At 58.4% G+C, this 23,374-nt stretch carries 24 protein-coding genes and 1 pseudogene; 17 read left to right on the forward strand and 8 right to left on the reverse strand.

The genetic code is table 11. The features are described 5' to 3' along the window. Nucleotides 1–213 precede the first annotated feature (213 nt). On the forward strand, nucleotides 214–423 hold the full coding sequence (locus OMR58_RS02155; protein ID WP_105592300.1) for a CsbD family protein: 210 nt from the start codon (nucleotides 214–216) through the stop codon (nucleotides 421–423). Nucleotides 424–620: 197 nt separating this feature from the next. Here the strand turns inward: OMR58_RS02155 and zur are convergent, their stop codons facing one another. After that, complete coding sequence (gene zur, locus OMR58_RS02160; protein WP_205066132.1) at nucleotides 621–1,130, reverse strand: zinc uptake transcriptional repressor Zur; 510 nt, start codon at nucleotides 1,128–1,130, stop codon at nucleotides 621–623. A gap of 211 nt (nucleotides 1,131–1,341) precedes the next feature. On the opposite strand from zur, the gene OMR58_RS02165 reads away from it, so the two are divergent. The 4 genes from OMR58_RS02165 to pspG all read left to right on the forward strand — a co-directional run bounded on the left by OMR58_RS02165 (nucleotide 1,342) and on the right by pspG (nucleotide 3,538). Further along, complete coding sequence (locus tag OMR58_RS02165; protein ID WP_264545177.1) at nucleotides 1,342–1,659, forward strand: type II toxin-antitoxin system RelE/ParE family toxin; 318 nt, start codon at nucleotides 1,342–1,344, stop codon at nucleotides 1,657–1,659. Nucleotides 1,660–1,726: 67 nt separating this feature from the next. Beyond that, nucleotides 1,727–2,023 carry a NadS family protein gene (gene nadS, locus OMR58_RS02170; RefSeq protein ID WP_200543034.1) on the forward strand — a complete coding sequence of 99 codons (297 nt, stop codon included), beginning with the start codon at nucleotides 1,727–1,729 and terminating at the stop codon, nucleotides 2,021–2,023. Between the two features lie 97 nt (nucleotides 2,024–2,120). Further along, entirely contained in the window at nucleotides 2,121–3,170 is a 1,050-nt protein-coding gene (gene dusA, locus OMR58_RS02175) for a tRNA dihydrouridine(20/20a) synthase DusA (protein WP_200543035.1), read from the forward strand. Between the two features lie 137 nt (nucleotides 3,171–3,307). After that, the gene (gene pspG / locus OMR58_RS02180) at nucleotides 3,308–3,538 is read left to right on the forward strand and encodes an envelope stress response protein PspG (protein WP_105592296.1); all 231 of its coding nucleotides are present in this window, start codon (nucleotides 3,308–3,310) and stop codon (nucleotides 3,536–3,538) included. Nucleotides 3,539–3,761: 223 nt separating this feature from the next. Here pspG and OMR58_RS02185 read toward each other — a convergent pair whose 3' ends face one another. Then, nucleotides 3,762–4,742: a quinone oxidoreductase gene (locus tag OMR58_RS02185; protein WP_200561685.1), complete on the reverse strand. Its 981-nt coding sequence runs from the start codon at nucleotides 4,740–4,742 to the stop codon at nucleotides 3,762–3,764. A 98-nt stretch (nucleotides 4,743–4,840) separates the two neighbouring features. Between OMR58_RS02185 and dnaB the strand changes: the two genes are divergently transcribed. The 5 genes from dnaB to OMR58_RS02210 all read left to right on the forward strand — a co-directional run bounded on the left by dnaB (nucleotide 4,841) and on the right by OMR58_RS02210 (nucleotide 9,546). Beyond that, nucleotides 4,841–6,256, forward strand: coding sequence for a replicative DNA helicase (gene dnaB / locus OMR58_RS02190; protein WP_105592294.1), 1,416 nt, complete (start codon nucleotides 4,841–4,843; stop codon nucleotides 6,254–6,256). A 154-nt stretch (nucleotides 6,257–6,410) separates the two neighbouring features. Next, entirely contained in the window at nucleotides 6,411–6,875 is a 465-nt protein-coding gene (locus tag OMR58_RS02195) for an Lrp/AsnC family transcriptional regulator (RefSeq protein ID WP_105592293.1), read from the forward strand. Nucleotides 6,876–7,142: 267 nt separating this feature from the next. Beyond that, entirely contained in the window at nucleotides 7,143–7,760 is a 618-nt protein-coding gene (locus OMR58_RS02200) for a YitT family protein (protein WP_200561687.1), read from the forward strand. Nucleotides 7,761–7,834: 74 nt separating this feature from the next. Further along, nucleotides 7,835–9,028, forward strand: coding sequence for an amino acid aminotransferase (locus OMR58_RS02205; RefSeq protein ID WP_172606572.1), 1,194 nt, complete (start codon nucleotides 7,835–7,837; stop codon nucleotides 9,026–9,028). 101 nt (nucleotides 9,029–9,129) lie between these two features. Further along, nucleotides 9,130–9,546: a secondary thiamine-phosphate synthase enzyme YjbQ gene (locus tag OMR58_RS02210; protein ID WP_105592290.1), complete on the forward strand. Its 417-nt coding sequence runs from the start codon at nucleotides 9,130–9,132 to the stop codon at nucleotides 9,544–9,546. A 24-nt stretch (nucleotides 9,547–9,570) separates the two neighbouring features. Here OMR58_RS02210 and OMR58_RS02215 read toward each other — a convergent pair whose 3' ends face one another. Continuing rightward, nucleotides 9,571–10,749: an aminotransferase class I/II-fold pyridoxal phosphate-dependent enzyme gene (locus OMR58_RS02215; protein WP_200561691.1), complete on the reverse strand. Its 1,179-nt coding sequence runs from the start codon at nucleotides 10,747–10,749 to the stop codon at nucleotides 9,571–9,573. Between the two features lie 242 nt (nucleotides 10,750–10,991). Here OMR58_RS02215 and OMR58_RS02220 point away from each other — a divergent pair, with 242 nt between their 5' ends. The 7 genes and pseudogenes from OMR58_RS02220 (at nucleotide 10,992) to OMR58_RS02250 (ending at nucleotide 18,325) form a co-directional block, all read left to right on the forward strand. Continuing rightward, a complete protein-coding gene (locus OMR58_RS02220) occupies nucleotides 10,992–11,804 on the forward strand; it encodes a MetQ/NlpA family ABC transporter substrate-binding protein (RefSeq protein WP_105592288.1) in 813 nt (270 codons plus the stop codon). After that, entirely contained in the window at nucleotides 11,801–12,826 is a 1,026-nt protein-coding gene (locus OMR58_RS02225) for a methionine ABC transporter ATP-binding protein (protein WP_264545178.1), read from the forward strand. Before OMR58_RS02220 ends, OMR58_RS02225 begins: the two co-directional genes overlap by 4 nt. Beyond that, nucleotides 12,819–13,487: a methionine ABC transporter permease gene (locus OMR58_RS02230; RefSeq protein WP_200543042.1), complete on the forward strand. Its 669-nt coding sequence runs from the start codon at nucleotides 12,819–12,821 to the stop codon at nucleotides 13,485–13,487. Before OMR58_RS02225 ends, OMR58_RS02230 begins: the two co-directional genes overlap by 8 nt. 17 nt (nucleotides 13,488–13,504) lie before the next feature. After that, nucleotides 13,505–13,969, forward strand: a complete 465-nt coding sequence (locus OMR58_RS02235) for an S-ribosylhomocysteine lyase (RefSeq protein ID WP_264545179.1) — start codon at nucleotides 13,505–13,507, stop codon at nucleotides 13,967–13,969. After that, nucleotides 13,969–14,730, forward strand: a complete 762-nt coding sequence (locus tag OMR58_RS02240) for an SDR family NAD(P)-dependent oxidoreductase (RefSeq protein WP_264545180.1) — start codon at nucleotides 13,969–13,971, stop codon at nucleotides 14,728–14,730. Before OMR58_RS02235 ends, OMR58_RS02240 begins: the two co-directional genes overlap by 1 nt. Nucleotides 14,731–14,745: 15 nt before the next feature. After that, nucleotides 14,746–17,109 carry a molybdopterin-dependent oxidoreductase gene (locus OMR58_RS02245; RefSeq protein WP_264545181.1) on the forward strand — a complete coding sequence of 788 codons (2,364 nt, stop codon included), beginning with the start codon at nucleotides 14,746–14,748 and terminating at the stop codon, nucleotides 17,107–17,109. Between the two features lie 106 nt (nucleotides 17,110–17,215). Further along, nucleotides 17,216–18,325: pseudogene (locus OMR58_RS02250) on the forward strand (iron-containing alcohol dehydrogenase family protein). A 12-nt stretch (nucleotides 18,326–18,337) separates the two neighbouring features. Here the strand turns inward: OMR58_RS02250 and OMR58_RS02255 are convergent. Genes OMR58_RS02255 through OMR58_RS02275 form a run of 5 tightly spaced genes read right to left on the reverse strand, consistent with a single transcriptional unit; the run spans nucleotide 18,338 to nucleotide 23,076 of the window. Continuing rightward, a complete protein-coding gene (locus OMR58_RS02255) occupies nucleotides 18,338–19,456 on the reverse strand; it encodes a M20 family metallopeptidase (protein WP_200561703.1) in 1,119 nt (372 codons plus the stop codon). Continuing rightward, entirely contained in the window at nucleotides 19,456–20,211 is a 756-nt protein-coding gene (locus tag OMR58_RS02260; RefSeq protein ID WP_200561705.1) for a glutamine amidotransferase, read from the reverse strand. Before OMR58_RS02260 ends, OMR58_RS02255 begins: the two co-directional genes overlap by 1 nt. A 15-nt stretch (nucleotides 20,212–20,226) precedes the next feature. After that, nucleotides 20,227–21,306 (reverse strand): phosphotriesterase family protein, encoded by a 1,080-nt coding sequence (locus OMR58_RS02265; protein WP_264545182.1) that lies wholly within the window; start codon nucleotides 21,304–21,306, stop codon nucleotides 20,227–20,229. Nucleotides 21,307–21,309: 3 nt separating this feature from the next. Then, nucleotides 21,310–22,311: an ABC transporter permease gene (locus OMR58_RS02270; protein WP_172606571.1), complete on the reverse strand. Its 1,002-nt coding sequence runs from the start codon at nucleotides 22,309–22,311 to the stop codon at nucleotides 21,310–21,312. Nucleotides 22,312–22,329: 18 nt separating this feature from the next. Further along, nucleotides 22,330–23,076: an ATP-binding cassette domain-containing protein gene (locus OMR58_RS02275; protein ID WP_172606574.1), complete on the reverse strand. Its 747-nt coding sequence runs from the start codon at nucleotides 23,074–23,076 to the stop codon at nucleotides 22,330–22,332. Nucleotides 23,077–23,374: the final 298 nt, after the last annotated feature.

The following is a 23,374-nucleotide window of genomic DNA, read 5'->3' on the forward strand; positions in this document are numbered from 1 at the left end:
GGCCAGCTTGCTGAACGGGCTGGTTTTTTTTGATTTCTTGCGTTGGGTTTCAGGCTTTTAAGGCACTCCGATTGGCCCGTGCGCAGCATCTTCCGAAATTTGCACTACAATTATCTGTAAGTTCGGCGTTTAGTCAGATAATTATCTGGTTATTGAGCGGAGTGACGAATAGAAATATTCCAGACCATTAATCTCAGCCAGAAGGAGTCTGTTATGAATAACGATGAAATCAGCGGCAACTGGAAGCAGTTTAAAGGAAAAGTGAAAGAGCAATGGGGCAAGCTCACCGACGACGATCTGACGGTTGTGGAAGGTAAACGCGACCAGCTGGTCGGTAAGATTCAGGAACGCTATGGCTACCAGAAAGACCAGGCCGAGAAGGAACTTCGCGACTGGGAAAGCCGCAATAATCACCGCTGGTAACCACACTTAATTCAGGAAGAAGCTCCTACCCCCTGGCACAAGGACGTGCCGACAAAGCGCTTTACATACCTTCTGTTAGATCTTGACGTATCAATCTTCAGTCTGCGGCAAGCGTATCATTGCCAGCTTGTTTACCTTCCGCGCTCGCAAACTAAATATCTTTCTTGTGGGACTTTTGCATTCGCAGGTCGGCTATCTCAGCGCCCGCGTTTCTTACCCTGCACGCTGTGATCGTGATCGCAGGCATCCTGATGGGTACAGGCTTCAACTTCACTGCACTTCTGGCAAAAGCCGTGCGCTTCAATCACGCTGTGGGCCAGGGTAAAGCCGGTTTTCTGCGCCAGCTTTTTGAGGATCTCTTCAACGCCATCGGCATGCTGTTCGGTAACAGAACCACAGCGATCGCAGATCAGCATTGCGGAAGTGTGCGACGGCTCTTCGAAATGGTGGCAGACCACGTAGCTGTTGGTGGATTCCACGCGGTGAATAAAGCCCTGCTCCAGTAGGAAATCCAGCGCCCGGTAAACGGTAGGTGGTTTAGCCTGAGGTTCCGATGCCCGCAGTAAATCCAGTAAATCGTAGGCGCTAATCGAAGCGTTGTGCTCGGTCATCAGGCGCAACACTTCCATACGCTGCGGCGTCAGCCGCACGCTGCGCTGCTGACAAATGACTTCCGCCTGCGACAGGATTCTTTCGGCACTGGTAATATTCATCGTTTTTCCTCAGGCATGATCAAGGTGATATTTTATCACGTCTGCCACAAAACGCCGAATTTGCCGTCGCTTCGCGTTTATAGAGACACATTCCAGAAAAATAAAATGGATCATTAAAAGTGTACCACGTACACTCGATCTGATTGATAATTGTACTGCTCCCGAATAGCCTGTTTAGCAGGAGATATCAACTTCAGGGAGTGAAATGCTTACTTTTATTGAGCTGTCGGGTTTCAGTAAACGGCGTCAGGACCTTTTGCCGGATGATGAGTTTATGATGTTTCAGGAGCTGCTGATTGATGTGCCTGAAACAGGGGCCATTATCACTGGGACTGGTGGGTTTCGTAAGATTCGCTGGAGTCGACCGGGCATGGGAAAGCGCGGCGGCGTGCGGGTGATTTACTACTATGTCACGAGCAGAGGTAGGATTTATCTTGCATTGGTGTATCCGAAAAATGAGCAGGATGAATTATCACAAGAGCAAAAGAAGGCGCTAAAAAAGTTGTCCGACATGCTGGTGTAACGCTGCAAGATGTCTGCGTATTAATCAGTAGCTTTGCTAACCTGTCAACGAGGTCGATGAAACAGAGATGAAAGACGAATTATTTGCCGATCTGCTGGCCAGTGCAGAGGAGATGGTAAGAATCGAGCAGGGTTTGGAAACGCCAGCGCCGGAGCATATTCATACTTATAGTGATATTGATGTCAGAGCAATACGAGAAGTGACCGGTTTGAAGCAGCAAGATTTTGCCGCCGCTGTGGGCGTTAGCTACGATTTGGTCAAAAGCTGGGAAATGAAACGGCGTCAGCCTACCGGTGCACCAAGAAAGTTACTGTTATTGCTACAGGCAAACCCTTTAATTATCGATCAGCTGAAAGCCATCTGAATCGTTGATGTGATGGCTAAATTTTCGCCTCTGCTCACTGAACCCCACTGTGTTATAGTAGGACATGTTTTAGTCCATTTTCCGCCAAAGAATATAAATGCATCAGAATCAAGAATCACAATCCATGCCTCTGAACACCGCTAACGCTGACGGGCTGGAAAAATTCCCTGCACATCGCTTCTCCATCGCTCCGATGCTTGACTGGACCGATCGCCACTGTCGCTACTTCCATCGCCAGCTGACCCGTCAGAGCCTGCTCTATACCGAAATGGTCACAACCGGCGCGATTATCCACGGCAAGGGTGACTATCTGGCCTACAGTCAGGAAGAGCAGCCGGTCGCGCTGCAGCTGGGCGGCAGCGATCCGGCCGCGCTGGCGCAGTGCGCGAAGCTGGCGGAAGAGCGCGGCTATAACGAAGTCAACCTTAACGTCGGCTGCCCGTCGGACCGCGTGCAAAACGGCCGTTTCGGTGCCTGCCTGATGGGCGAAGCGCAGCTGGTTGCCGACTGTATCAAAGCGATGCGCGACGTGGTGGCGATCCCGGTTACGGTAAAAACTCGCATCGGAATCGACGACCAGGACAGCTATGAATTCCTCTGCGATTTTATTCGTAAGGTATCGGAAGAGGGCGGCTGTGAGACGTTTATTATTCACGCGCGCAAAGCCTGGCTCTCCGGTCTCAGCCCGAAAGAGAACCGCGAAATTCCACCGCTGGACTACGAGCGCGTGTATCAGCTGAAGCGTGATTTTCCGCATCTGACGATGTCGCTGAACGGCGGCGTGAAATCACTGGCGGAAGCAAAGGTCCATTTGCAGCATCTGGACGGCGTTATGGTCGGGCGCGAAGCCTATCAGAACCCAGGAATGCTGGCGCACGTTGACGGCGAACTGTTTGGCAGCACGCAGCCGGTTGCCGATACGGTTGCGGTGGTACGGGCGATGTATCCGTACATCGAGCGCGAACTGGCTGCAGGTACTTATCTGGGTCACGTTACCCGACATATGCTGGGCCTGTTCCAGGGCATTCCCGGTGCGCGCCAGTGGCGTCGCTACCTCAGCGAGAATGCGCATAAAGCCGGTGCGGGCGTCGACGTTGTTGAACAGGCACTGTCGCTGGTTGCCGATAAGATCGTGGTTAACGCTTGACCATAGATTGAGTAAATTGACCAGGTTAACATTAGCCTGGTCGAACCTTCCTGGTATAATTCAATGAATTACGTTTCTCGTCGTTATGGCACGCTTCTTGTAATGTCTCATCCAGTAATTATTGATGGGAGAGTGCAATGATTGAGATTCTGTTTGTCCTCGGTTTCTTTCTGATGTTAATGCTGACCGGCATTTCAATATTGGGGATCCTGGCTGCGCTGGTCGTCGCTACGCTGGTGATGTTCGTCGGTGGGCTGTTCGCGATTGTGATTAAATTGTTGCCATGGCTGCTGCTGGCGGTCGCTGCGGTGTGGTTGTATCGAACCTATATTAAACAGCCGGATAGTAACGGCAATCGCTTATCCTGATGATATCAAGGGCTTGTGATGAGCATGGGTGGGCTAATGCGCTCTGGATCACATCGTGAAATATTATTCAGCACAATTCGCAATTAAACATATTTTTTACTTATAAATTCTGTCAGGATGACTGGATTGAAACAAAGCGTATTCATCGCCGCTGACCCTACACCCAGCGCGAACTAAAAAAAGAAAGAAACAAAAGGGGCTTCCGTAAGGAAGCCCCATTTTTTTATGGGATAAGCAGGCTGGAACCCTGAGTTACACGGCTTTCCAGCGCCTGATGTGCCTGACGGGCATCGACCAGTGCGAACTTCTGCGATTCCGGCACATCGACCTTAATCGCGCCGCTGGCCAGCAGGGAGAACAGCTCATTGCTGGCCTGGGTCAGTGCATCGCGGGTAGTGATGTAGCCGTACAATGAAGGGCGGGTAACGTACAGCGATCCTTTCTGGTTCAGAATAGCCAGATCCACCCCGGTCACCGGGCCGGAAGCATTGCCAAAACTGACCATCAGCCCACGCCTTTGCAGGCAGTCGAGCGACGCTTCCCAAGTATCTTTACCCACCGAGTCATACACCACGCGCAGCTTTTTCCCCTGGGTCAGCTCGCTGACGCGCTCGGCAATATTCTCTTCAAGATAGTTAATGGTGGCCCAGGCTCCGGCATCTTTAGCCCGCTGCGCCTTTTCGGCGGAGCCTACGGTGCCGATCAGATGTGCGCCCAGCGCCTTCGCCCACTGGCAGGCAATCAGCCCAACGCCACCGGCGGCGGCATGGAACAGGAAGCGTTCGTCGGGCTGCACCACGTAGGTTTGCCGCAGCAGATAATAGACCGTCAGGCCCTTAAGGAATGAGGCGGCGGCTTGCTCAAACGAAATCGCATCGGGTAGCAGCGCCACTCTGTCCACCGCAACGTTGTGCACTTCGCTGTAGGCACCCAGCGTTGCCTGAGCATAAACCACGCGATCGCCCGGCTTCAGCACCGTCACGCCCGGGCCTACGCGCCGAACGATACCGGCGGCTTCGCTGCCCAGCCCGCTCGGGAGGGAAGCGGGATACAGACCGCTGCGCACATAGGTATCAATATAGTTAATGCCTATCGCCTTATTCTCAATCTGCACTTCGCCGGCCAGCGGATCGGCAGGATCGAAATCGATGGCCTGCATCACCTCCGGCCCGCCGTGCTGGCTGATTTGTATACGTTTTACCATGCTCACTCCTGTGGATTACGACTTAATGCAGGAGGACGGCAGCGGCGCAAACGAGTATACTTACGCGTCCCCCACAAGATTTTTGGTAGCACATCACTATGGCAGGAAATAAACCCACCAACAAATCCTTCGAAAACCGAGAGCCGCGCGATCGCCAGATGGAAGGTCTGAAGCTGCCCCCGCACTCGCTGGAAGCTGAGCAGTCGGTGTTGGGCGGTTTAATGCTGGATAACGAACGCTGGGATAACGTCTCTGAACGCGTGGTGGCGCAGGACTTCTTCAGCCGTCCGCACCGCATGATCTTTGCGGAAATGCAGCGCCTGCTGGAAATGGGTAAACCCATTGACCTGATTACGCTCTCCGAGTCGATGGAAACCAAAGGCGAACTCAGCATGGTAGGCGGCTTTGCCTATCTTGCCGAGCTGTCGAAAAACACGCCAAGTGCGGCGAATATCGGTGCCTATGCCGACATCGTGCGCGAACGTGCCGTGGTGCGAGAGATGATCTCGGTAGCCAATGAGATCGCCGACGCGGGCTACGATCCGCAGGGGCGCAGCAGTGAAGATCTGCTCGATCTGGCGGAATCCCGCGTATTCCAGATCGCTGAAAACCGCGCCAACAAAGATGAAGGGCCGAAAAGCGTCGATCAGATCCTCGAAGCCACCATCAGCCGTATCGAATCGCTGTATCAGACGCCGCACGATGGCGTGACCGGGGTGGATACCGGTTATCAGGATCTCAATAAAAAAACCGCCGGGCTTCAGCGCTCGGATCTGATTATTGTCGCCGCTCGTCCGTCGATGGGTAAAACGACCTTCGCGATGAACCTGTGCGAAAACGCCGCAATGCTGCAGGATAAGCCGGTGCTGATTTTCAGCCTCGAGATGCCCGGCGAGCAGATCATGATGCGTATGCTGGCTTCGCTGTCGCGCGTGGATCAGACCAAAATTCGTACCGGCCAGCTCGATGATGAGGACTGGGCGCGTATTTCCAGCACCATGGGGATCCTGCTGGAAAAGAAGAACATGTTTATCGATGACTCATCCGGCCTGACCCCGACCGAGGTGCGTTCCCGCGCCCGCCGCATCTTCCGCGAGCACGGCGGTCTCAGCCTGATTATGATCGACTACCTGCAGCTGATGCGCGTGCCGTCGCTGTCGGACAACCGTACGCTGGAAATTGCCGAAATTTCCCGCTCGCTGAAGGCGCTGGCGAAAGAGCTGCAGGTGCCGGTAGTGGCGCTGTCGCAGCTGAACCGATCGCTGGAGCAGCGTGCGGATAAGCGCCCGGTCAACTCCGACCTGCGTGAGTCCGGCTCCATCGAGCAGGATGCCGACCTGATTATGTTTATCTACCGTGATGAGGTGTATCACGAGAACAGCGATCTGAAAGGCGTGGCCGAAATCATCCTCGGTAAACAGCGTAACGGCCCGATCGGTACGGTGCGCCTGACCTTTAACGGCCAGTGGTCGCGCTTCGATAACTACGCCGGTCCGCAGTACGACGACGAGTAACCTAAAAGCATAAAACAGGCGGCTTCGCATGGGGCCATCGTTCCCGCCGCATCGATCTGCGTTTCATCCCCCGCGAAAAATAGTGTTGGACAACACGACAAAAAATACGGTTATCTGTCAGTAAGCTGTCCCCTGATACCGGCATGGAATGACGATGACCCAGATCGATGATTTTGACTTTAAGATACTGACTTTACTGGAAAGCAACGGGCGGCTGACCAACCAGGAACTGAGTGACCTGGTCGGCTTATCCGCCTCGCAGTGTTCTCGCCGCCGCATCAATCTTGAGCAGGCGGGCCTGATCCTCGGTTATCACGCGCGGCTGTCGCCGGATGCGGTCGGCATGGGGGTGATTGGCCTGATTGAAGTGCGCCTGATCAACCACACCCAGGAGTACGTTGACAGCTTCCACCGCATGGTGGCAGATCAGTCGGCGATCGTTGACGCCTACAAAACCACCGGCGATGCCGACTATCTGCTGAAGGTGGCGGTGGCCGATCTGGCGGGGTTGAGTGCGCTGATTAGCCAGCTGGTGGCCGGGCATAAAAGCGTCGCACACGTGAAAACGTCGGTGGTGCTGAACCGCCTGAAAGAGAACGGCATGCTGGCGCAGGTGTGAGTGCAATGCACAGTATTGGTGCAAGAGATGCACCAATACTGTGCGTATGCATCATTGTTGATGCATAAATCGTGCGAAAAAATCACAAACCATGCGTGAAATAACGGCATAATTTGATTTTTACGCACAAAATGTAAAATTAAAGCGCATTTTATTCAACGGGTTAATTCTTCGGGGCGATTCAGGTGCTTTCGTGCGTCCTTAGCTGGTGCGATTTTTGCTAATTATCAGGTAGATAATTGCATAACTTAGCCCCCGAGAAACAAGATGGATAACGTCGTAGAACAACCCGTAAAAATCCCCCATACCCTGGTCGAAGATATTATGGCGATCGTGCTGGGTACGCTGATGGTCTCCTTTGGCGTGACGCTGATGAAGCAGGCCGGTGCGCTGACCGGCGGCACGGCGGGGATCGCTTTCCTGATTAGCTACATCACCAAAAGTACCTTTGGTCTGGCCTTCTTCGCCATCAACCTGCCGTTTTACTGGCTGGCGGTGAAACGTATGGGCTGGGCGTTCACCATCAAAACCTTCTGCGCGGTCGGCCTGGTGTCGCTGTTCTCCCAGCTGCACCCGATGTTTATTCATTTTGCGGCGCTGGATCCCTTTTATGCGACATTGTTCGGTAACGTGGTAACGGGCATTGGGTTTATAGTGTTATTCCGCCATAAGGCCAGCCTGGGTGGTATCAATATCCTCGCGCTGTGGCTGCAGGATCGCTACGGCATCCGCGCCGGTAAGCTGCAAATGGGCGTCGACACCTGCGTGGTGCTGGCGTCGCTGTTTGTGGTCAGCCGCGAAATGCTGGTGGCCTCAATTATTGGCGCGCTGATCCTGAACCTGATTATTGCCATGAACCATCGCCCGGGCCGTTACTTCGTGTAATATCCTCTGGATGACTATGTGACGCGGGGTTAACCGCCGTCAGAATGACTGATTATTAAATGGAGATCTGCACCGTGTTTCAAAATGTTGATGCCTATGCTGGCGATCCAATTCTCACCCTGATGGAAACCTTCAAGCAGGACGATCGTGCGCACAAGGTCAATCTGAGCATCGGCCTGTATTACGACGCACAGGGTGCAATTCCGCAGATGGATGCCGTGGCGAAAGCGGAAGCCCTGCTGAACGCGAAGCCGCAGATGGCGTCACTGTATCTGCCGATGGAAGGCCTGCCGCCTTACCGTAGCGCGGTGGCGCCTCTGCTGTTTGGCGCGGAACATCCTGTGCTGAAAGCGGGCCGCATCGCCACCATTCAGACGCTGGGTGGTTCAGGTGCATTGAAAGTGGGTGCTGACTTCCTTAAACACTACTTCCCGAATTCACAGGTCTGGGTCAGCGATCCAACCTGGGAAAACCACGTGGCTATCTTTGCCGGTGCCGGCTTCACGGTGAATACCTACCCGTGGTATGACCCGGAAACCAACGGCGTGAAGTTTGATGCGCTGCTGGAAAAACTGAACTCCCTGCCTGCACAGAGCATCGTGCTGCTGCATCCGTGCTGCCACAACCCGACCGGCGCGGACCTGAATAACGATCAGTGGGATAAAGTGACCGAAGTGCTGAAAGCGCGCGAGCTGATCCCGTTCCTCGACATCGCCTATCAGGGCTTTGGCGGCGGCATGGAAGAAGATGCCTACGCGATCCGCGCTATCGCCGCTGCGGGCCTGCCTGCGCTGGTCAGCAACTCCTTCTCGAAAATCTTCTCGCTGTACGGCGAGCGCGTCGGCGGTTTGTCAATCGTCTGTGACGATGCGGAAGAAGCTTCTCGTGTGCTGGGCCAGCTGAAAGCCACCGTGCGCCGCAACTACTCCAGCCCGCCGAACTTCGGTGCGCAGGTGGTTTCCTGCGTGCTGAACGATGCCGATCTGAAAGCCAACTGGCTGGCGGAAGTGGAAGCGATGCGTGTGCGCATCCAGGAAATGCGCCAGACGCTGGTGGACGTGCTGGGCGAGGCCGTACCGGGTAAAAACTTCGACTACCTGCTGAAGCAGCGCGGCATGTTCAGCTATACCGGCCTGAGCGCGGCCCAGGTTGATCGCCTGCGCAACGAGTTTGGCGTTTACCTGATTGCCAGCGGCCGTATCTGCATCGCCGGTCTGAACCACAACAACGTGCGTCAGGTGGCCGAAGCTATCGCTGCGGTAATCTGATGTTCTGCTGGCCGGGAACTCCCGGCCAGTTGTTTTTTCCGGTTTACCTTTGCCTCATATGCGGCACACTTAACGCATCAGTTACGTTAAGGAGCCAGACAATGTGGTATCAGCAAACCCTCACCCTGAACGCCAAACCGCGCGGTTTTCACCTCGTCACCGATGAAATCCTCGGCGAACTGCGCCGCCTGAGCGATGTGCAGACCGGCCTGCTGCATCTGCTGTTGCAGCACACCTCGGCCTCATTAACGTTGAATGAAAACTGCGACCCTACGGTACGCAGCGATATGGAGCAGCACTTCCTGCGCCACGTGCCGGAGAATGCGCCGTACAAGCATGACTACGAAGGCCCGGACGATATGCCGGCGCACATTAAATCCTCACTGCTCGGCACGTCGCTGCTGCTGCCGGTCAGCCGTGGGCGACTGCTGTTAGGCACCTGGCAGGGGATTTATCTGGGCGAGCACCGTATTCACGGCGGCGAGCGGCGGATCGTGGCGACGCTACAGGGGGAGTAAAATGCCCATTCCCCGCCAGCTGCATCAGCTAAACAATTTCAGTGCCGCAATCCGTTGTAGCGACGCATCCAGCGCCTCGTCGCTGGCGGTCAGGCTCAGGCGCACAAACCCTTCGCCGCCCGCGCCGAAACCGTGGCCGGGAGCAACCAGCACCTGCGCCTCGTGCAGCAGGCGTTCGGTGAACTGCTGCGAACTGTAGCCCGTCGGCACCGGCAGCCAGAGGAAGAAGGTGCCCTGGCGGGCATCCACCGGCCAGCACATCGCTTCCAGCGCGCGGATGACCCGCTCGCGGCGGCGGTGGTAAAGCGCGGCAAACTCCGCCACCGCGCTCTCCGGCAGATCCAGCGCGGTAATCGCCGCATCCTGCACCGCGCCAAACACCGTGCTGTAGCTGTGGGTGTGCAGCTTTTTGAATGCGCTAATCACCGAGGCGTTGCCGACGGCAAAACCAAAGCGCCAGCCCGCCATCAGGAAGGTTTTCGACATCGTATAGATTTCCACGCCCCACTCTTTGGCCTCCGGCTGCGACAGCAGGCTGGGCGGCGCTTCCTGAGCATGGCGGCCAATCGCCGAGTAGGCGAAGTCGTGCAGCAGCGGAACGTTCAGCCGCTGGACGAACGCCAGCGCATCGTCAAACAGCTGCGGGGTCGCCACTGCCCCGGTCGGGTTATGCGGGTAGTTGAGCATCAGCAGCCCGGCATGCCGCGCGACCGCTTCCGGCACTTCGGTAAAGTCCGGCAGAAACTGGTTTTTAGCGTGCAGCGGGATGCCGTAAAACTTCGCCTGCGCCTGCGCGGCGGCCGAACGGTAAATGGGGTAGCAGGGATCGGTCGAAACCAAAAACTGACCGGGCGCGAGCAGCGCGCGCGGCAGGCCGGTCACACCGATATGCGAGCCGTGGAAAACGGCAATCTCGCTATCCGGGTCCAGCTCTACGCCGTACTGGCGCTGATAAAAGCGGGCGATCGCCTGGCGCAGCGCGGGTTTGCCCCAGAACGACGGGTAATCATGGTTTTCCGGCTGTGCGGCGGCGGATTGCAGCGTGGCGACCACCGCTGCCGGAGTGGGCTGGCGCGGGCTGCCGGAAGAAAGGTCAATCAGCGGACGCTGCGAGGTATCGATCTGTGCCGCCATCTTTTCCAGCGCGCTAAACAGATTTTCTTCTAATTGATCTAAAAGGGGCGAAGCAGAAAATACCGGCATAATACTTCTCGATAAAAACTATTAATAGCCGGACTATCGCATAGCCCATCGGTGCATAAAAATGAAATTGTTCGGCGGCGAAAAGATAAAAACAGATATCGATATGCAAAAAACACAATAACAAATAACGGATAAGGTTAGCACAATAAAGATATTGAGCAGAATTCACTTTCGCTGCAAAGTCCTGAGTATATTGGAATCATTTATTTTATATTCAGCACTTCACCGGAGAGAGTATTTCTATGCGCAGGTCATTGATTAGCGGACTGGTTGTTGCCTTATTGTCTTCTGCTGTAGTTATTTCGACAGCGCATGCCGATGATAAACTAATTCGTGTGGGTTTTAACCCCGGCCCTTATAAAGAGCAGTTCCAGAATGGCGTTGCACCATTTTTGATCAAGAAGGGATATAAAGTCGAGTATAAAGATTTCAGCGACGGTATTCAGGTTAACGATGCGGTGGCGCGGGGTAATATTGAAGCCAATATTATGCAGCACCCGGTGTATTTAAAATCGGTCAACGAACGTCTGGGTATTGATAACGTCGGCATTGTGCAGGTGCCAACCCCACCGATGGGCCTCTATGCCGGCAAGCTCAACACGCTGGATACGCCGAAGCCGGGTACGGTGATCTCGGTGCCGAACCAGGCGCCTAATGAATATCGCGCCCTGCTGGTGCTGCAAAGCCTCGGCTGGGTCAAACTGAAGGCCGATATCGACCCGGCGACCTTCTCGCAGAAAGCCATCAGTGAAAACCCGTACAAAATTGTGCTGAAAGAGATGGATAACGCCCAGCAGGTTCGCGCGCTGCCGGACGTGGACTTCGGGCTGATTCAGGGCAACTTCGCCGTTTCCAGCGGGATGAAATTAAGCTCGGCGCTCAAGCTGGAAACGCCAACCAGCCAGTTTATCAACGTGGTGACGGTGGCCGGTAAAAATAAAGACGCGCAGTTCGCCAAGGACATCGTGGCGGGCTACCACTCCGCCGAGTTTAAAACCTATATCACCACCCATTCGCAGTATGACGGCTACCTGCAGCCCAGCTATTTCAAATGAGTCAGCCGGTTATCCGCTTTAACGCGGTCAGCAAAACGTTTACCCGCAAGGGAGAAAGCTTCCTTGCGCTGGATAACGTCAACCTGACGATTAATCAGGGAGATATCTTCGGCGTTATCGGTGCCAGCGGCGCGGGAAAAAGTACGCTGCTGCGCCTGATTAACCATCTGGAAGCGCCCACCGAGGGCGATGTGCTGATTAACGATCTGTCGCTGCAGGGCATCAGTAAGAAACAGCTGAACCAGGTGAAGAAAGATATCGGCATGATCTTTCAGCACTTTAACCTGCTGAACTCGCGCACGGTATTTCACAACGTGGCGATCCCGCTGATCTTACAGGGGCGCGATAAAGCCTTTATCCGCGAACGGGTGAGCGAGCTGCTGGCCTTCGTGAACCTCAGCGATAAAGCCGAAAGCTATCCCGATGAACTTTCCGGCGGGCAAAAGCAGCGCGTGGGTATTGCCCGCGCGCTGGCCACCAACCCGTCGATCCTGCTGTGTGACGAAGCTACCTCGGCGCTGGACCCGCACACCACCGTGCAGATCCTGCTGCTGCTGCAGGAAATTAACCGCCGCTACGGCATCACCATCGTGCTGATCACCCATGAAATGTCGGTGGTGCAAAAAATCTGCCACAAGGTCGCGGTGATGGCCAACGGGAAGGTGGTTGAGCAGGGTAACGTGCTTGAGCTGTTTGGGCAGCCGAAAGATTCTGTCACCGCCAGCTTTGTGCAGTCGGTGATCCACGATCGCCTGCCGGAGCAGACCGTGGCGCGCATTAAACAGCAGAGCCAGAGCCGGGCGCTGCGGCTGGAGTTCGTGGGGCAGACCGCGCAGCAGCCGATCGTCAACTGGCTGATCCGCGAGTATCCGGTGGAGGTCAATATCCTGTTTGCCAACATGTCTGAAATTCAGAGCACCATCCTCGGCTTTATGATCGTGCAGATTAGCGGCGAAGCGGCGGATATCGACGCGGCGATCCGCTACCTCCATGACGCAGGAGTGAAAATCAGCGATGTTTGAATTTATTGATACCGCCATCACCGGCGATCAGTTCCTGCTGGCGCTGTACGATACGCTGATCATGGTCAGCGTGTCGCTGGGCTTTGGCGCGCTGCTTGGCATCCCGCTGGGCATCGTGCTGGTGCTGTGCCGCCCCGGCGGCATTCTGCCGAACGGCACGCTGCACCAGATCCTTAATCCGGTGGTGAACATCCTGCGCTCGCTGCCGTTTATCATCCTGCTGATCACCATTCTGCCGGTTACACGCTGGCTGGTCGGCACCACTATCGGCACCCCCGGCGCGATTGTGCCGCTGGTGGTGTTTATCGCCCCCTATATTGCCCGGCTGGTGGAAAGCTCGCTGCTGGAGGTGGATGACGGCATTCTCGAATCCGCCAACGCCATGGGTGCCAGCACCTTTCAAACCATATGGCACTTTATGCTGCCGGAGGCCGCATCATCGCTGATCCTCGCGCTGACCACCGCCACCATCGGCCTGCTGGGGGCTACCGCAATGGCGGGCACCGTTGGCGGCGGCGGCATCGGCGACCTGGCCATTACCTACGGCTACCAGCGTTTTGATGCCTTTGCCACGCTGAGCACCGCGCTGGTGCTGATCGTTATCGTGCAGCTTTTACAGACCTTCGGCACGCGTCTGGCGCGCCGGATACGTCGCGAATAATCGTAAGGAGAAACCGTATGCCAGTAGTAGAGAGCTTTACCCTCGATCACAACAAAGTCATCGCCCCGTATGTGCGGGTGGCCGGTAATGAAAAACACGCGCTGGGCAGCGTGGTGGAAAAATATGACCTGCGCCTGCTGCAGCCGAACGTGGATGCCATCCCGACCGCCGCGCTGCACACGCTGGAGCATCTGCTGGCCTTCGGCCTGCGCGAAGAGCTGGAAGGCGTGATCGACATTTCCCCGATGGGCTGCCGCACCGGCTTCTATCTCATCCTGTGGGATAACCGCGATCCGAAAACCATCGCTACCGCGCTGACCCGCGTGCTGGAGCGGGTGGTTGATGCTACCGACGTTCCGGCGGTGACGCCGCTGGAGTGCGGCAACTATCGAGATCACTCGCTGTTCTCGGCGAAAGAGTACGCGCGTCAGGTTCTGGCGGCCGGGATCAGCACTGACGCCTTTTCCCGTCAGGTAGTTTGATGGTTGCCATCGATCTCCAGGGGCAGACGGCGGTGGTCACCGGCGGCCTGCAGGGAATCGGGCGGGCCATTGCCGAGCTGCTGCATCAGGCCGGTGCCAACGTGGTGGTGGGCGACATCGCCATCACCGCGCGGGAAACCGGCGACCGCTGGCTGTGGCTTCCGTGTGATATCGCCCGGCCAGAACAGGCGGACGAGCTGATTGCCGCGGCGCAGCAGCAGTTTGGCCGCGTGGATATCCTGGTCAACAGCTGCGGCGTGTCGGCAATGAGCCGCATCGACGAGCTGGATGAGGCGGCCTGGCAGCGCATCCTCGACGTCAACGTCAAGGGCGTTGGCTACGCCTCGCAGGCCGCTATCGCCCTGATGAAGCCCCAGCGCTACGGCCGCATTATCAATATCGCCTCGCAGGCGGGGAAAAACGGCTATCGCCTGATGGGGCAGTATGTCGCCTCTAAACATGCGGTACTGGGTTTAACCAAGGTGGCGGCGATTGAGCTGGCACGCGACAACATCCTCGTTAACGCCGTCTGCCCCGGCATCGTTGAAACACCGATGAAATGGCACGAGCGGGAGCTGGGCGGTAAACTGCGTGGGCTGACGGCAGAGGATATCTATGCCGAAGACTGTTCGCAGGTGCCGCTGGGCCGCACCGCGCAGCCGGAAGACGTCGCCAACGTGGTGCTGTTTCTCGCCAGCCCGCTGTCCTCCTATATGACCGGCCAGGCGATTAACGTCACTGGCGGAATGACCATGCACTAACTCCCGGAGCGCACCATGAGCCAGCAGGCCGAAGCCGATAAACGACTGACCGTCACCCACTGGGGCACCTATCGGGTGACCACCGATAACGGCGTGCTGACCGCCGTCGAGCCGGTGGAGTGGGACCGCAATCCGTCGAAGATTGGCTTCTCGATGCCGGGCGCGGTGCAGGGCAACAGCCGCGTGCGGCGACCGGCGGTCAGGCTCGGCTATCTGCAGGGCAAACCGGCGAATCGCGAGGGGCGCGGTAAAGAACCCTTTGTGGAAGTGAGCTGGGAGCAGGCGCTGTCGCTGGTGGCCGCTGAGCTGCGGCGGGTGAAAGACGCCCACGGCAATCAGGCCATCTACGGTGGTTCCTACGGCTGGTCGAGCGCCGGGCGTTTCCACCATGCGCAGAGTCAGCTGCACCGCTTCCTCAATCAGTTCGGCGGCTATACCGCCAGCACCAACACGTACAGCATCGCCGCTGGAGAGCGGGTTTTACCGCATATTCTCGGTGATCTCGACGATCTTCAGCGTCAGCACACCCACTGGCCGGTGCTGGCTGAACACTGTGAACTGTTTGTTGCCATCGGTGGCCTGCCGCTGCGTAATGCCCAGGTTAACGGCGGTGGGGCCAACGATCACGCCCTCGATCACTGGCTGCAAACCCTGCGCGCCAACGGCTGCCGCTTTATCAACGTCAGCCCGGTGCGCAACGATCTGGCCGCCGTCGGCGATGCCGACTGGCTGGCGCTCCGGCCCGGCAGCGATACCGCGCTGCTGCTGGCGGTGTGCCAGGTGCTGATTGCCGAACGTCTGGTTAATCAGGACTTTATCGCCCGCTGTACGGTCGGTTTTGAGCGCTTTGCGGCCTACGTGCAGGGCGAGGACGACGGCGAAGCGAAGACCCCTGAGTGGGCGGCGTCCATCACCGGGCTGGAGGCGGAGACGATCCGTCAGCTGGCGCGGCAGATGGCGCAGAAGAAAACGATGATCAATATGGCGTGGTCGGTACAGCGCGCGCGGCAGGGCGAACAGGCCTACTGGGCGCTGGTGGCGGTCACCGCACTACTTGGGCAGATTGGCACCCCCGGCGGCGGCATCGGCTTTGGCTACGCCTCCACCAACCTGGCCGGGGCCGAACGGCGGCGCTTCTCCGGCCCGCGCATGCCTGCGGGCCGCAACGCGGTCAGCGCGCGCATCCCGGTGGCGCGTATCACCGATATGCTGCTTCACCCCGGCGAACACTACGAATTCGACGGCCAGACCTTAACCTATCCCGATATCCGCCTCGTTTACTGGGCGGGCGGCAACAGCTTCCATCATCATCAGGACCTCAACCGGCTGATTGACGGCTGGCGGCGGCCGGAAACGGTGATCGTCCATGAACAGTACTGGACCGCCCAGGCCAAATTCGCCGATATCGTACTGCCCGCTACCACCTCGCTGGAGCGGGAAGATATCGGCAGCGCCAGCAACGACGGCTTTATGATCGCCATGCGCCAGCATCTGCCGCCGCAGGGGGAAGCGCGTGATGATTACGCCATCTTCAGCGCACTGGCGGAAAAGCTGGATTTCGCTGCGCAGTTTACCGAAGGGCACAGCGCGCGCGGCTGGCTGGAGAGGATTTATCATGAATCTCGTCCACGAGCCGCAGAGGACGGCATTCAGCTGCCCGACTTCGAGGCCTTCTGGGCGCAAGGCAAGCTGGAATATGCCGCACCCGACGTGCCGCAGATCCTGCTGAAGGCGTTCCGGGACGATCCCGAGGCCGCGCCGCTGTCCACGCCGTCGGGGAAAATCGAGCTGTTTTCCGCCGCGGTGGCCGCGTTTGGCTACCGCGAAGCGCCGGGCCACGCCTACTGGCACACCGATGAGCAGAATGCCCAGCAGGAACAGCGCCAGCGCTGGCCGCTGCATATGCTTTCCAGCCAGCCGCGCACGCGGCTGCACAGCCAGTACGATCATGAGTCAGTCAGCCAGCAGACCAAAATTAACGGCCGCGAGCCGCTGTGGATGCACCCGCAGGATGCCGCCGCGCGCGGCATCGGCGAGCGGGATATCGTGAAGGTGTTTAACGATCGCGGCGCGCTGCTGGCGGGCGTGCATCTCACCGAGGATATCCGGCCCGGCGTGGTGCAGATCTCTACCGGGGCCTGGTACGACCCGCTGAACGCGCAGGAAAACCGCTCTCTGGATAAACACGGCAACCCGAACGTATTAACCACCGATATCGGCAGTTCCCGGCTCGGCCAGGGCAGCACTGCGCAGACCTGCTTCGTGGAGATCGCCCGATTTAATGAACCGCTTCCTGAGGTGACCGCCTGGCTGCCGCCGACGTTTGTGGCCTTCGCGGAAGAGCAGGAGTTCGCGGCGAGCAATCTCAGCGGCGAGTAATGGCGCTCTTCGCTATGCCGCCGACAGCAGACATGCTGCCAGGTGGCTGTCGCCCGGCGCGTTGGCAAAGAGCAGGATAGACTTTCTTTTGAGTGAAGAGGACGCTATGAGTCTGGCAAACCCACAATTTCAGCCCGCACAGTTCACCATCAAGTCGCCGGGCAACTATATTCAGCAGCCGGGCCTGATCCATCAGGTCGGCGAGCGCATTCGTCCGCTGGTCGGCCATCTGCGCATTCTCACCTCGCCGCAGGCCTGGCGGGCGGTGAACCCGGCGCTGGAAGAGAGCCTGAATCGGGCTGGCCTGTGCTGGCAGGTGGAATATTTAACCGGCGAATGTACCGATGCGGCGATTGCGCAGTTCCGCCACAACCTGCTGGAACAGGGGGCGGAAGGGATTCTGGCCATCGGCGGCGGGCGCGTGCTGGATACCGCCAAGGCCGTTAACGATGCGCTGGGCGATCGCCAGCTGTTTGCGCTGCCGACGCTGGCGGCCACCTGTGCCGCCTGGTCGCCGCTGGCAATTATCTATAATGAAGAGGGCGGTCATCTCGACAGCCGGGCGCTGGACGCCATGCCTGCGCTGATCCTGGTCGACAGTGACATTATCGCCCGCGCCGACGTGCGCTATCTGCGCTCCGGCATCGTTGATGCGCTGGCGAAATGGGTAGAGTTCGATCCCTGGCAGCGGCACAACCCGCACCATCTGGCGCTGGAGGTGAAAGTCTCAGCGGCCAGGCAGGCGTACGATGCCTTCCTGCGCTGAGGCGAAGAGGCGGTCGCGGCGAATGAACGGCAGCAGGTGACGCAGGCGCTGGAAAAGGTGATTGAGGCCAATATTGTGCTGGCTGGTTTAGCCAACAGCGTGCGCGGCGAGCTGGATACGCCGGGGCTGGCGCACGTCATCCACGATACGCTGACCCATCAGCCGGAGCTGCACGACTGGCTGCACGGCGAAAAAGTCGGGTTCAGCCTGCTGCTTCAGTCGCTGGTGGAATACGGCCAGCCGGATGCGCAGCTGCTCTCCCTGCTGAAAATCTACCGCAGCCCGCTGCGGCTGCCCACGCTGGCAGGCGACAGAGCGGCACGCATTGCGCAGATCGCTGCCGATATCCGCTTCCCGGCACAAAGTCTGGGCGGACTGCCGTTTGCCGTCACTACCGAGACGCTGCATCGGGCGCTGCTGGCGACCGAGGCGCAGGACTTCGCGGCATAACCGGCAGCCCAATTAATCCATCCAGTCCTGAATGATTTCCGCGTACAGCTGCTCGGCCTCTGCCAGTCGGCTGAGCAGGCAGTATTCGTCAGTCTGGTGCGCCATCGACGGCTCGCCTGGGCCGAGAATAATGCACGGTGGATTGCCGAGCGCAGGCAGCAGCAGCGAGGCATCGGTAAAGTAGGGCACCATGCGCGGTGTCAGCGGGGCATCGTGCAGCGGCTGGCAGCGATGATACACCTGGCGAATCCAGGCGTGGCGCTCTTCGCTCAGCACCGCAGGCAGATCGACCAGCGTGGTCAGGGTGACGTTTTCACCCAACAGCGCACCCAGCCGTTCGCGGATGGTGGCGTGCTGAAGATTCGGCGCGCTGCGGATATCGACATCAAAACGCGTGCGGTCCGGCACCGAGTTAATGTTCAGACCGCCCTCAATACGCCCGACGTTCAGCGTCGGCTGCTTCATCAGCGGATGCGGCGCGCCCGGCAAGAAGTGGCGGATTTTGCCCAGCGCATCCGCCGCCAGATAAATGGCGTTAATCCCCAGCTCCGGCATCGCGCCGTGGGCGGTTTTGCCCCGCGTTTCGCAGCGCAGCCACAGCGCGCCTTTGTGCCCGATAACCGGGTAGTTGGCCGTCGGTTCTCCGACGATCAGCGCGCCGATCTCCGGCAGATCCCCGGCTTCGATCAGCGCCCGCGCGCCGTCACAGCCGGTTTCCTCGCCGCCGGTGATCAGCAGCACCGCGCCGCGCCCGTTAAGGATTTTCTGGCGGTGCTGAACGCAGGCGACGGCAAACGCCGCCACCGCCGCTTTCATGTCGCTTGATCCCCTGCCGTAGAGACGATCGCCGTCGATCTGCGAGCCAAAAGGATCGAACTGCCACGACGCGTTGCCGAGCGGCACGGTATCCAGATGGCCGGTAAACGCCAGCGGCCTGCCCGGCGCATTGCCGGGCAGGCGGGCTACCAGATTGCTGCGCCCCTCACCGAACGACGAGAGGGAAACCTCAAAACCGTGGTCGCTGAGCCACCCGGCAAAAAAGCGCATGCAGTCTGCTTCATCGCCCGGCGGGTTGATGGTGTTAAAGCCCAGCAGCTGCCGGGCCAGTTCAAGCGTGGTATCCGCCGCCATCAGCCGCGTTCCGTCAGCCAGTCAAGGCAGTTCACCCACAGCTGGCGATAGCCCGGCCATTTGGCAAACTCTTCCGGCAGCCAGTGGGCGGACATGTCGCTGGTCCACACCAGCGAGCGGCCCTGCTGGTATTCGCGCACCGCCAGCAGAGGATGGCCGGTGCCGGACACGGTAGCCAGCAGCTTGCCCTCCGGATGCATCTCCACTTCGTTATAGCCCAGCAGCCATGGCCATTCGCCCGGAATGTCGTTAAATACCGCGTGCGATTCAGTGACCTCGGCATAGCAGCCTTCCGGCGTTTCGATGCGGTCGTCCCAGGCCAGGCAGCGTACCGGCAGCACTTTCTCCACCGCCGTATTGCGATAGCGCGCACCGCCGTTGATCCCCTGGAAACTGAAATAGCCGCCGATCATCATCAGCGAGCCGCCGTTAGCCACGTAGTCATGCAGCAGCGTCAGGCGATTGGCGGTACGGCGGCTTTTCAGCCAGGTGTCCGGGTGCAGCAGCAGCGTGTTGGCACCGATATCCGACAGGATAATTGCATCCCATTCCGCCAGCTCTTCCTGCGTCAGCGGGAAGTCGGTGGCCGCCGCGTGGGCGGGCATATAGGTGATGGCATAATTGCTGTCCGCCAGCGCGGCCAGGAAGTCGGTGGCGCCGTTGTGCCAGGTGGCGGTGGCAAACTGATCGAAGCCTTTCACGTGTACCGAGGTGCTGGTCCAGGATTCACCCACCAGTAAAATTTTCTTCTTCATCTGATTTATTCCTTTTTATCCGCCAAATACCCGCTGGGGATTACCGATCATTAAGGTTTCAAGTTGTTCACCGCTGACGCCGTGGCGCTTAAGGCGCGGGACAAAGTGCTTGAGAATGTAGCCATAGCCGTGGCCGCCGTAGCGGGTCAGCATGGTTTTCAGGAACACGTCCTGCGACAGCAAAATCTGCAGGATAAAGCCGTCGTCAATCAGCTCGCGAATGGCGCGGGCGTTTTCCTCGTCGGACGGCGACTGGGCCGATTCGTCGGCGTAGTAGTAGCTCATGCCGATCATGTCGTACTCCAGGAACGCGCCGCGCTGAGCCAGCTCGCGCTGATAGCGCTTGTCGGCAAAACTCGGGTTCATATGGCACAGCACCGTATGGCGCAGATCGGCCCCTTCCTGCTCAAGGATATCCAGCACCTTATGCCCCAGCCGTTCCCAGCCCGGCAGATGCACCTCAATCGGCACGCCGGTGGCGGAGCTGGCACGGCCCGCCGCGCGCAGGGACTTCTCTTCATCCGGCGTAAAACGGCTGGAAATGCCGATTTCGCCAATCAGCCCGGCAATCACCTCCGGCTTCTCCTCCGCGCCGCCGAGGTCGTAGATCAGCTTTTCGGTCAGCTGCTCCAAGCTGGTGGTTTTCACCCACTCGGGGTGCGACGGCTCCAGATACAGCCCGGTGCCCATCACGATATTCAGCCCGGTGAGGCGCGAGATGCGCTGTAGCGCCTTCGGATCGCGACCAATGCCGATATTGGTCGGGTCGACCACCGTTTCCCCGCCGAGCGCGCGGTATTTGGTCAGCTCCTCAATCGCCAGATCGGCGTCAAACAGCTGGCAGTTATCGCGGCTCATCAGCGGGTTCAGCGACAGCTCGCCGAGGTTTTCCATCTTCACCGGCATCTCGGCCAGGTGACGATCGCTACAGCAGCACGGCGGCACCCACTTGCCGGAAGCATCCAGCAGGATGTGCTCATGCATCAGCGTGACGCCCATCTCAGCAATCGGCAGCGGGCCAAGCACCGTCATCACATAGCCGCTGCTGACGCCAACCGGCAGCGGGTGCGGATGGCGAAAAATTGATCCTTTCATCAGCTATCCTTTTGCCGCAGATCGCGTGGGGTTGAGAATGCGGGTGTTCAGCCAGATGGCCAGCAGGATGATGGTGCCGGTGGCGATCTGGGTATAGAACGGTGAAATGTGCGAGAGGATCAGCCCGTTCTGGATCACCGCAATCGACAGCGCACCCAGCAGCGTGCCGATGATGGTGCCAAAGCCGCCGAACAGGCTGGTGCTGCCGAGCACGACGGCGGCAATCACCTGTAACTCAAAGCCTTCCCCCTGGTTAGATGAACCGCTGCCGAGGCGGGCAGTGATAATCATTCCGGCCAGCGCGGCGGCCATGCCGCTGATGATATACACCTTCATGATGGCGGCCTTGGTGTTAATCCCGCTGCGGCGCGCGCCCTCGGCGTTGGCGCCGATGGCGGTCACGTAGCGGCCAAAGCGCATATGGTTGAGGACGAAATGCCCGACGATCAGCACAATAATGGCGAGCAGCGCGGGCATCGGAATCCCCAGCACCCAGGCGCGGCCCATCATCGTAAACAGGCTGTCTTCAGGCACCGGAATCGAATAGCCCTGGGTGACCAGCAGCGCGATACCGCGCACGACCGCCAGGGTAGCGAGGGTGACGATAAACGCCGGTATCCCTTCGTAGGCGATGAAAAAGCCGTTAATTGCGCCGACCAGCCCGCCGAGCAGCAGACCGCCCAGCAGGACGACCGGCCACGGCAGTCCCCAGTTATTCAGGGCGATAGCGGAAAGGGCACCGACCAGCGCAAGGGTGGACCCCACCGACAAATCGATACCGCCGGTGGTGATCACCAGCGTCATGGCGGTGGCGACGATCAGCAGCGGCGCGCTCTGGCGAACGATGTTCAGCCAGTTGGTGCCGGTGAGGAAGTTACTGGTGATCAGCGAAAACACCACGCAGCAGAAGACGAAAAACAGTGCAATGCTGACCACGCCCGAGTGGTTATGCAGCAGGCGGCGCGGCAGCGAGTGCTGGATCATGCGGGAGCTGCTTAAGTTCATGATACTCATCCTGTTACCTCAGTGTGCGGCGGCAGAGCGAGCGGTGAATTTTTCGCCCACAATCAGGTTAACGATATCGCTCAGATCGGTGTCTGCGACCCGGCGTTCAGCCACGTTGGTGCCTTCATACATCACCATAATCCGGTCGCAGACCAGGAACAGATCCTGCAGGCGGTGGGTAATCAGGATCACGCTCACCCCACGGGCGGAAACGCGGCGGATCAGCTCCAGCACCGCTTCCACTTCCGCCACGGCCAGCGCGGCAGTAGGTTCGTCCATAATCAGCACTTTCGGGTCAAACGCCGCCGCACGGGCAATGGCGATGGCCTGGCGCTGACCGCCGGAGAGATTGCGCACCAGCAGGCGGGTATCGGGAATGGAAATGCCCAGCCCTTTCAGCATCTCACGCGCATCGGCGTGCATTTTGGCTTCATCAAGGAACGGAATACCGAGGATCGATTTCATCGGCTCGCGGCCCATAAACAGATTTCCGGCCACGTCGACCGTGTCGCACAGCGACAGATCCTGATAAACCATCTCGATATGGCAGCGGCGGGAATCCGCCGGGTTAGTGAACTGGTGCGCTTCGCCGTCAATGCGGATTGTGCCGCTGGTGGGGACCACCGCGCCGGAGAGCACTTTGGTCAGGGTGGATTTCCCTGCGCCGTTATCGCCCACCAGGCCGAGCACTTCCCCTGGAGCCAGCTCCAGGTTCACGCCGCGCAGTGAGCGTATCGACCCGTAGGTCTTGGTGATATTGATCATTTCTACCCGTGGCGGGGTAGTCTGGGGCTGCTGCATCTGATAACTCCCATCGCTGGTGCCGGGAAAATGTCTGCCGGGCTGCGGGAAAGTCATCCATCCAACACGGTTTACACCCTTGTAAACCGGTTTACCTGCGGAATGGAGCTTTCCGTATCACAATCAGGTCAAACGCTATTTAAGATATTTGTTCGCCAGTCAATCTTTGCAGCATCCGTGCCAGGGCAGGAACAACACAGCAGCCCGGTGGTTTAACTCTCTGTAGCACAACGAATTTATTAACAATTCGTTAGTAAACCGG

Source organism: Erwinia sp. INIA01, from assembly GCF_025947915.1.
GTDB lineage: Bacteria > Pseudomonadota > Gammaproteobacteria > Enterobacterales > Enterobacteriaceae > Erwinia > Erwinia coffeiphila.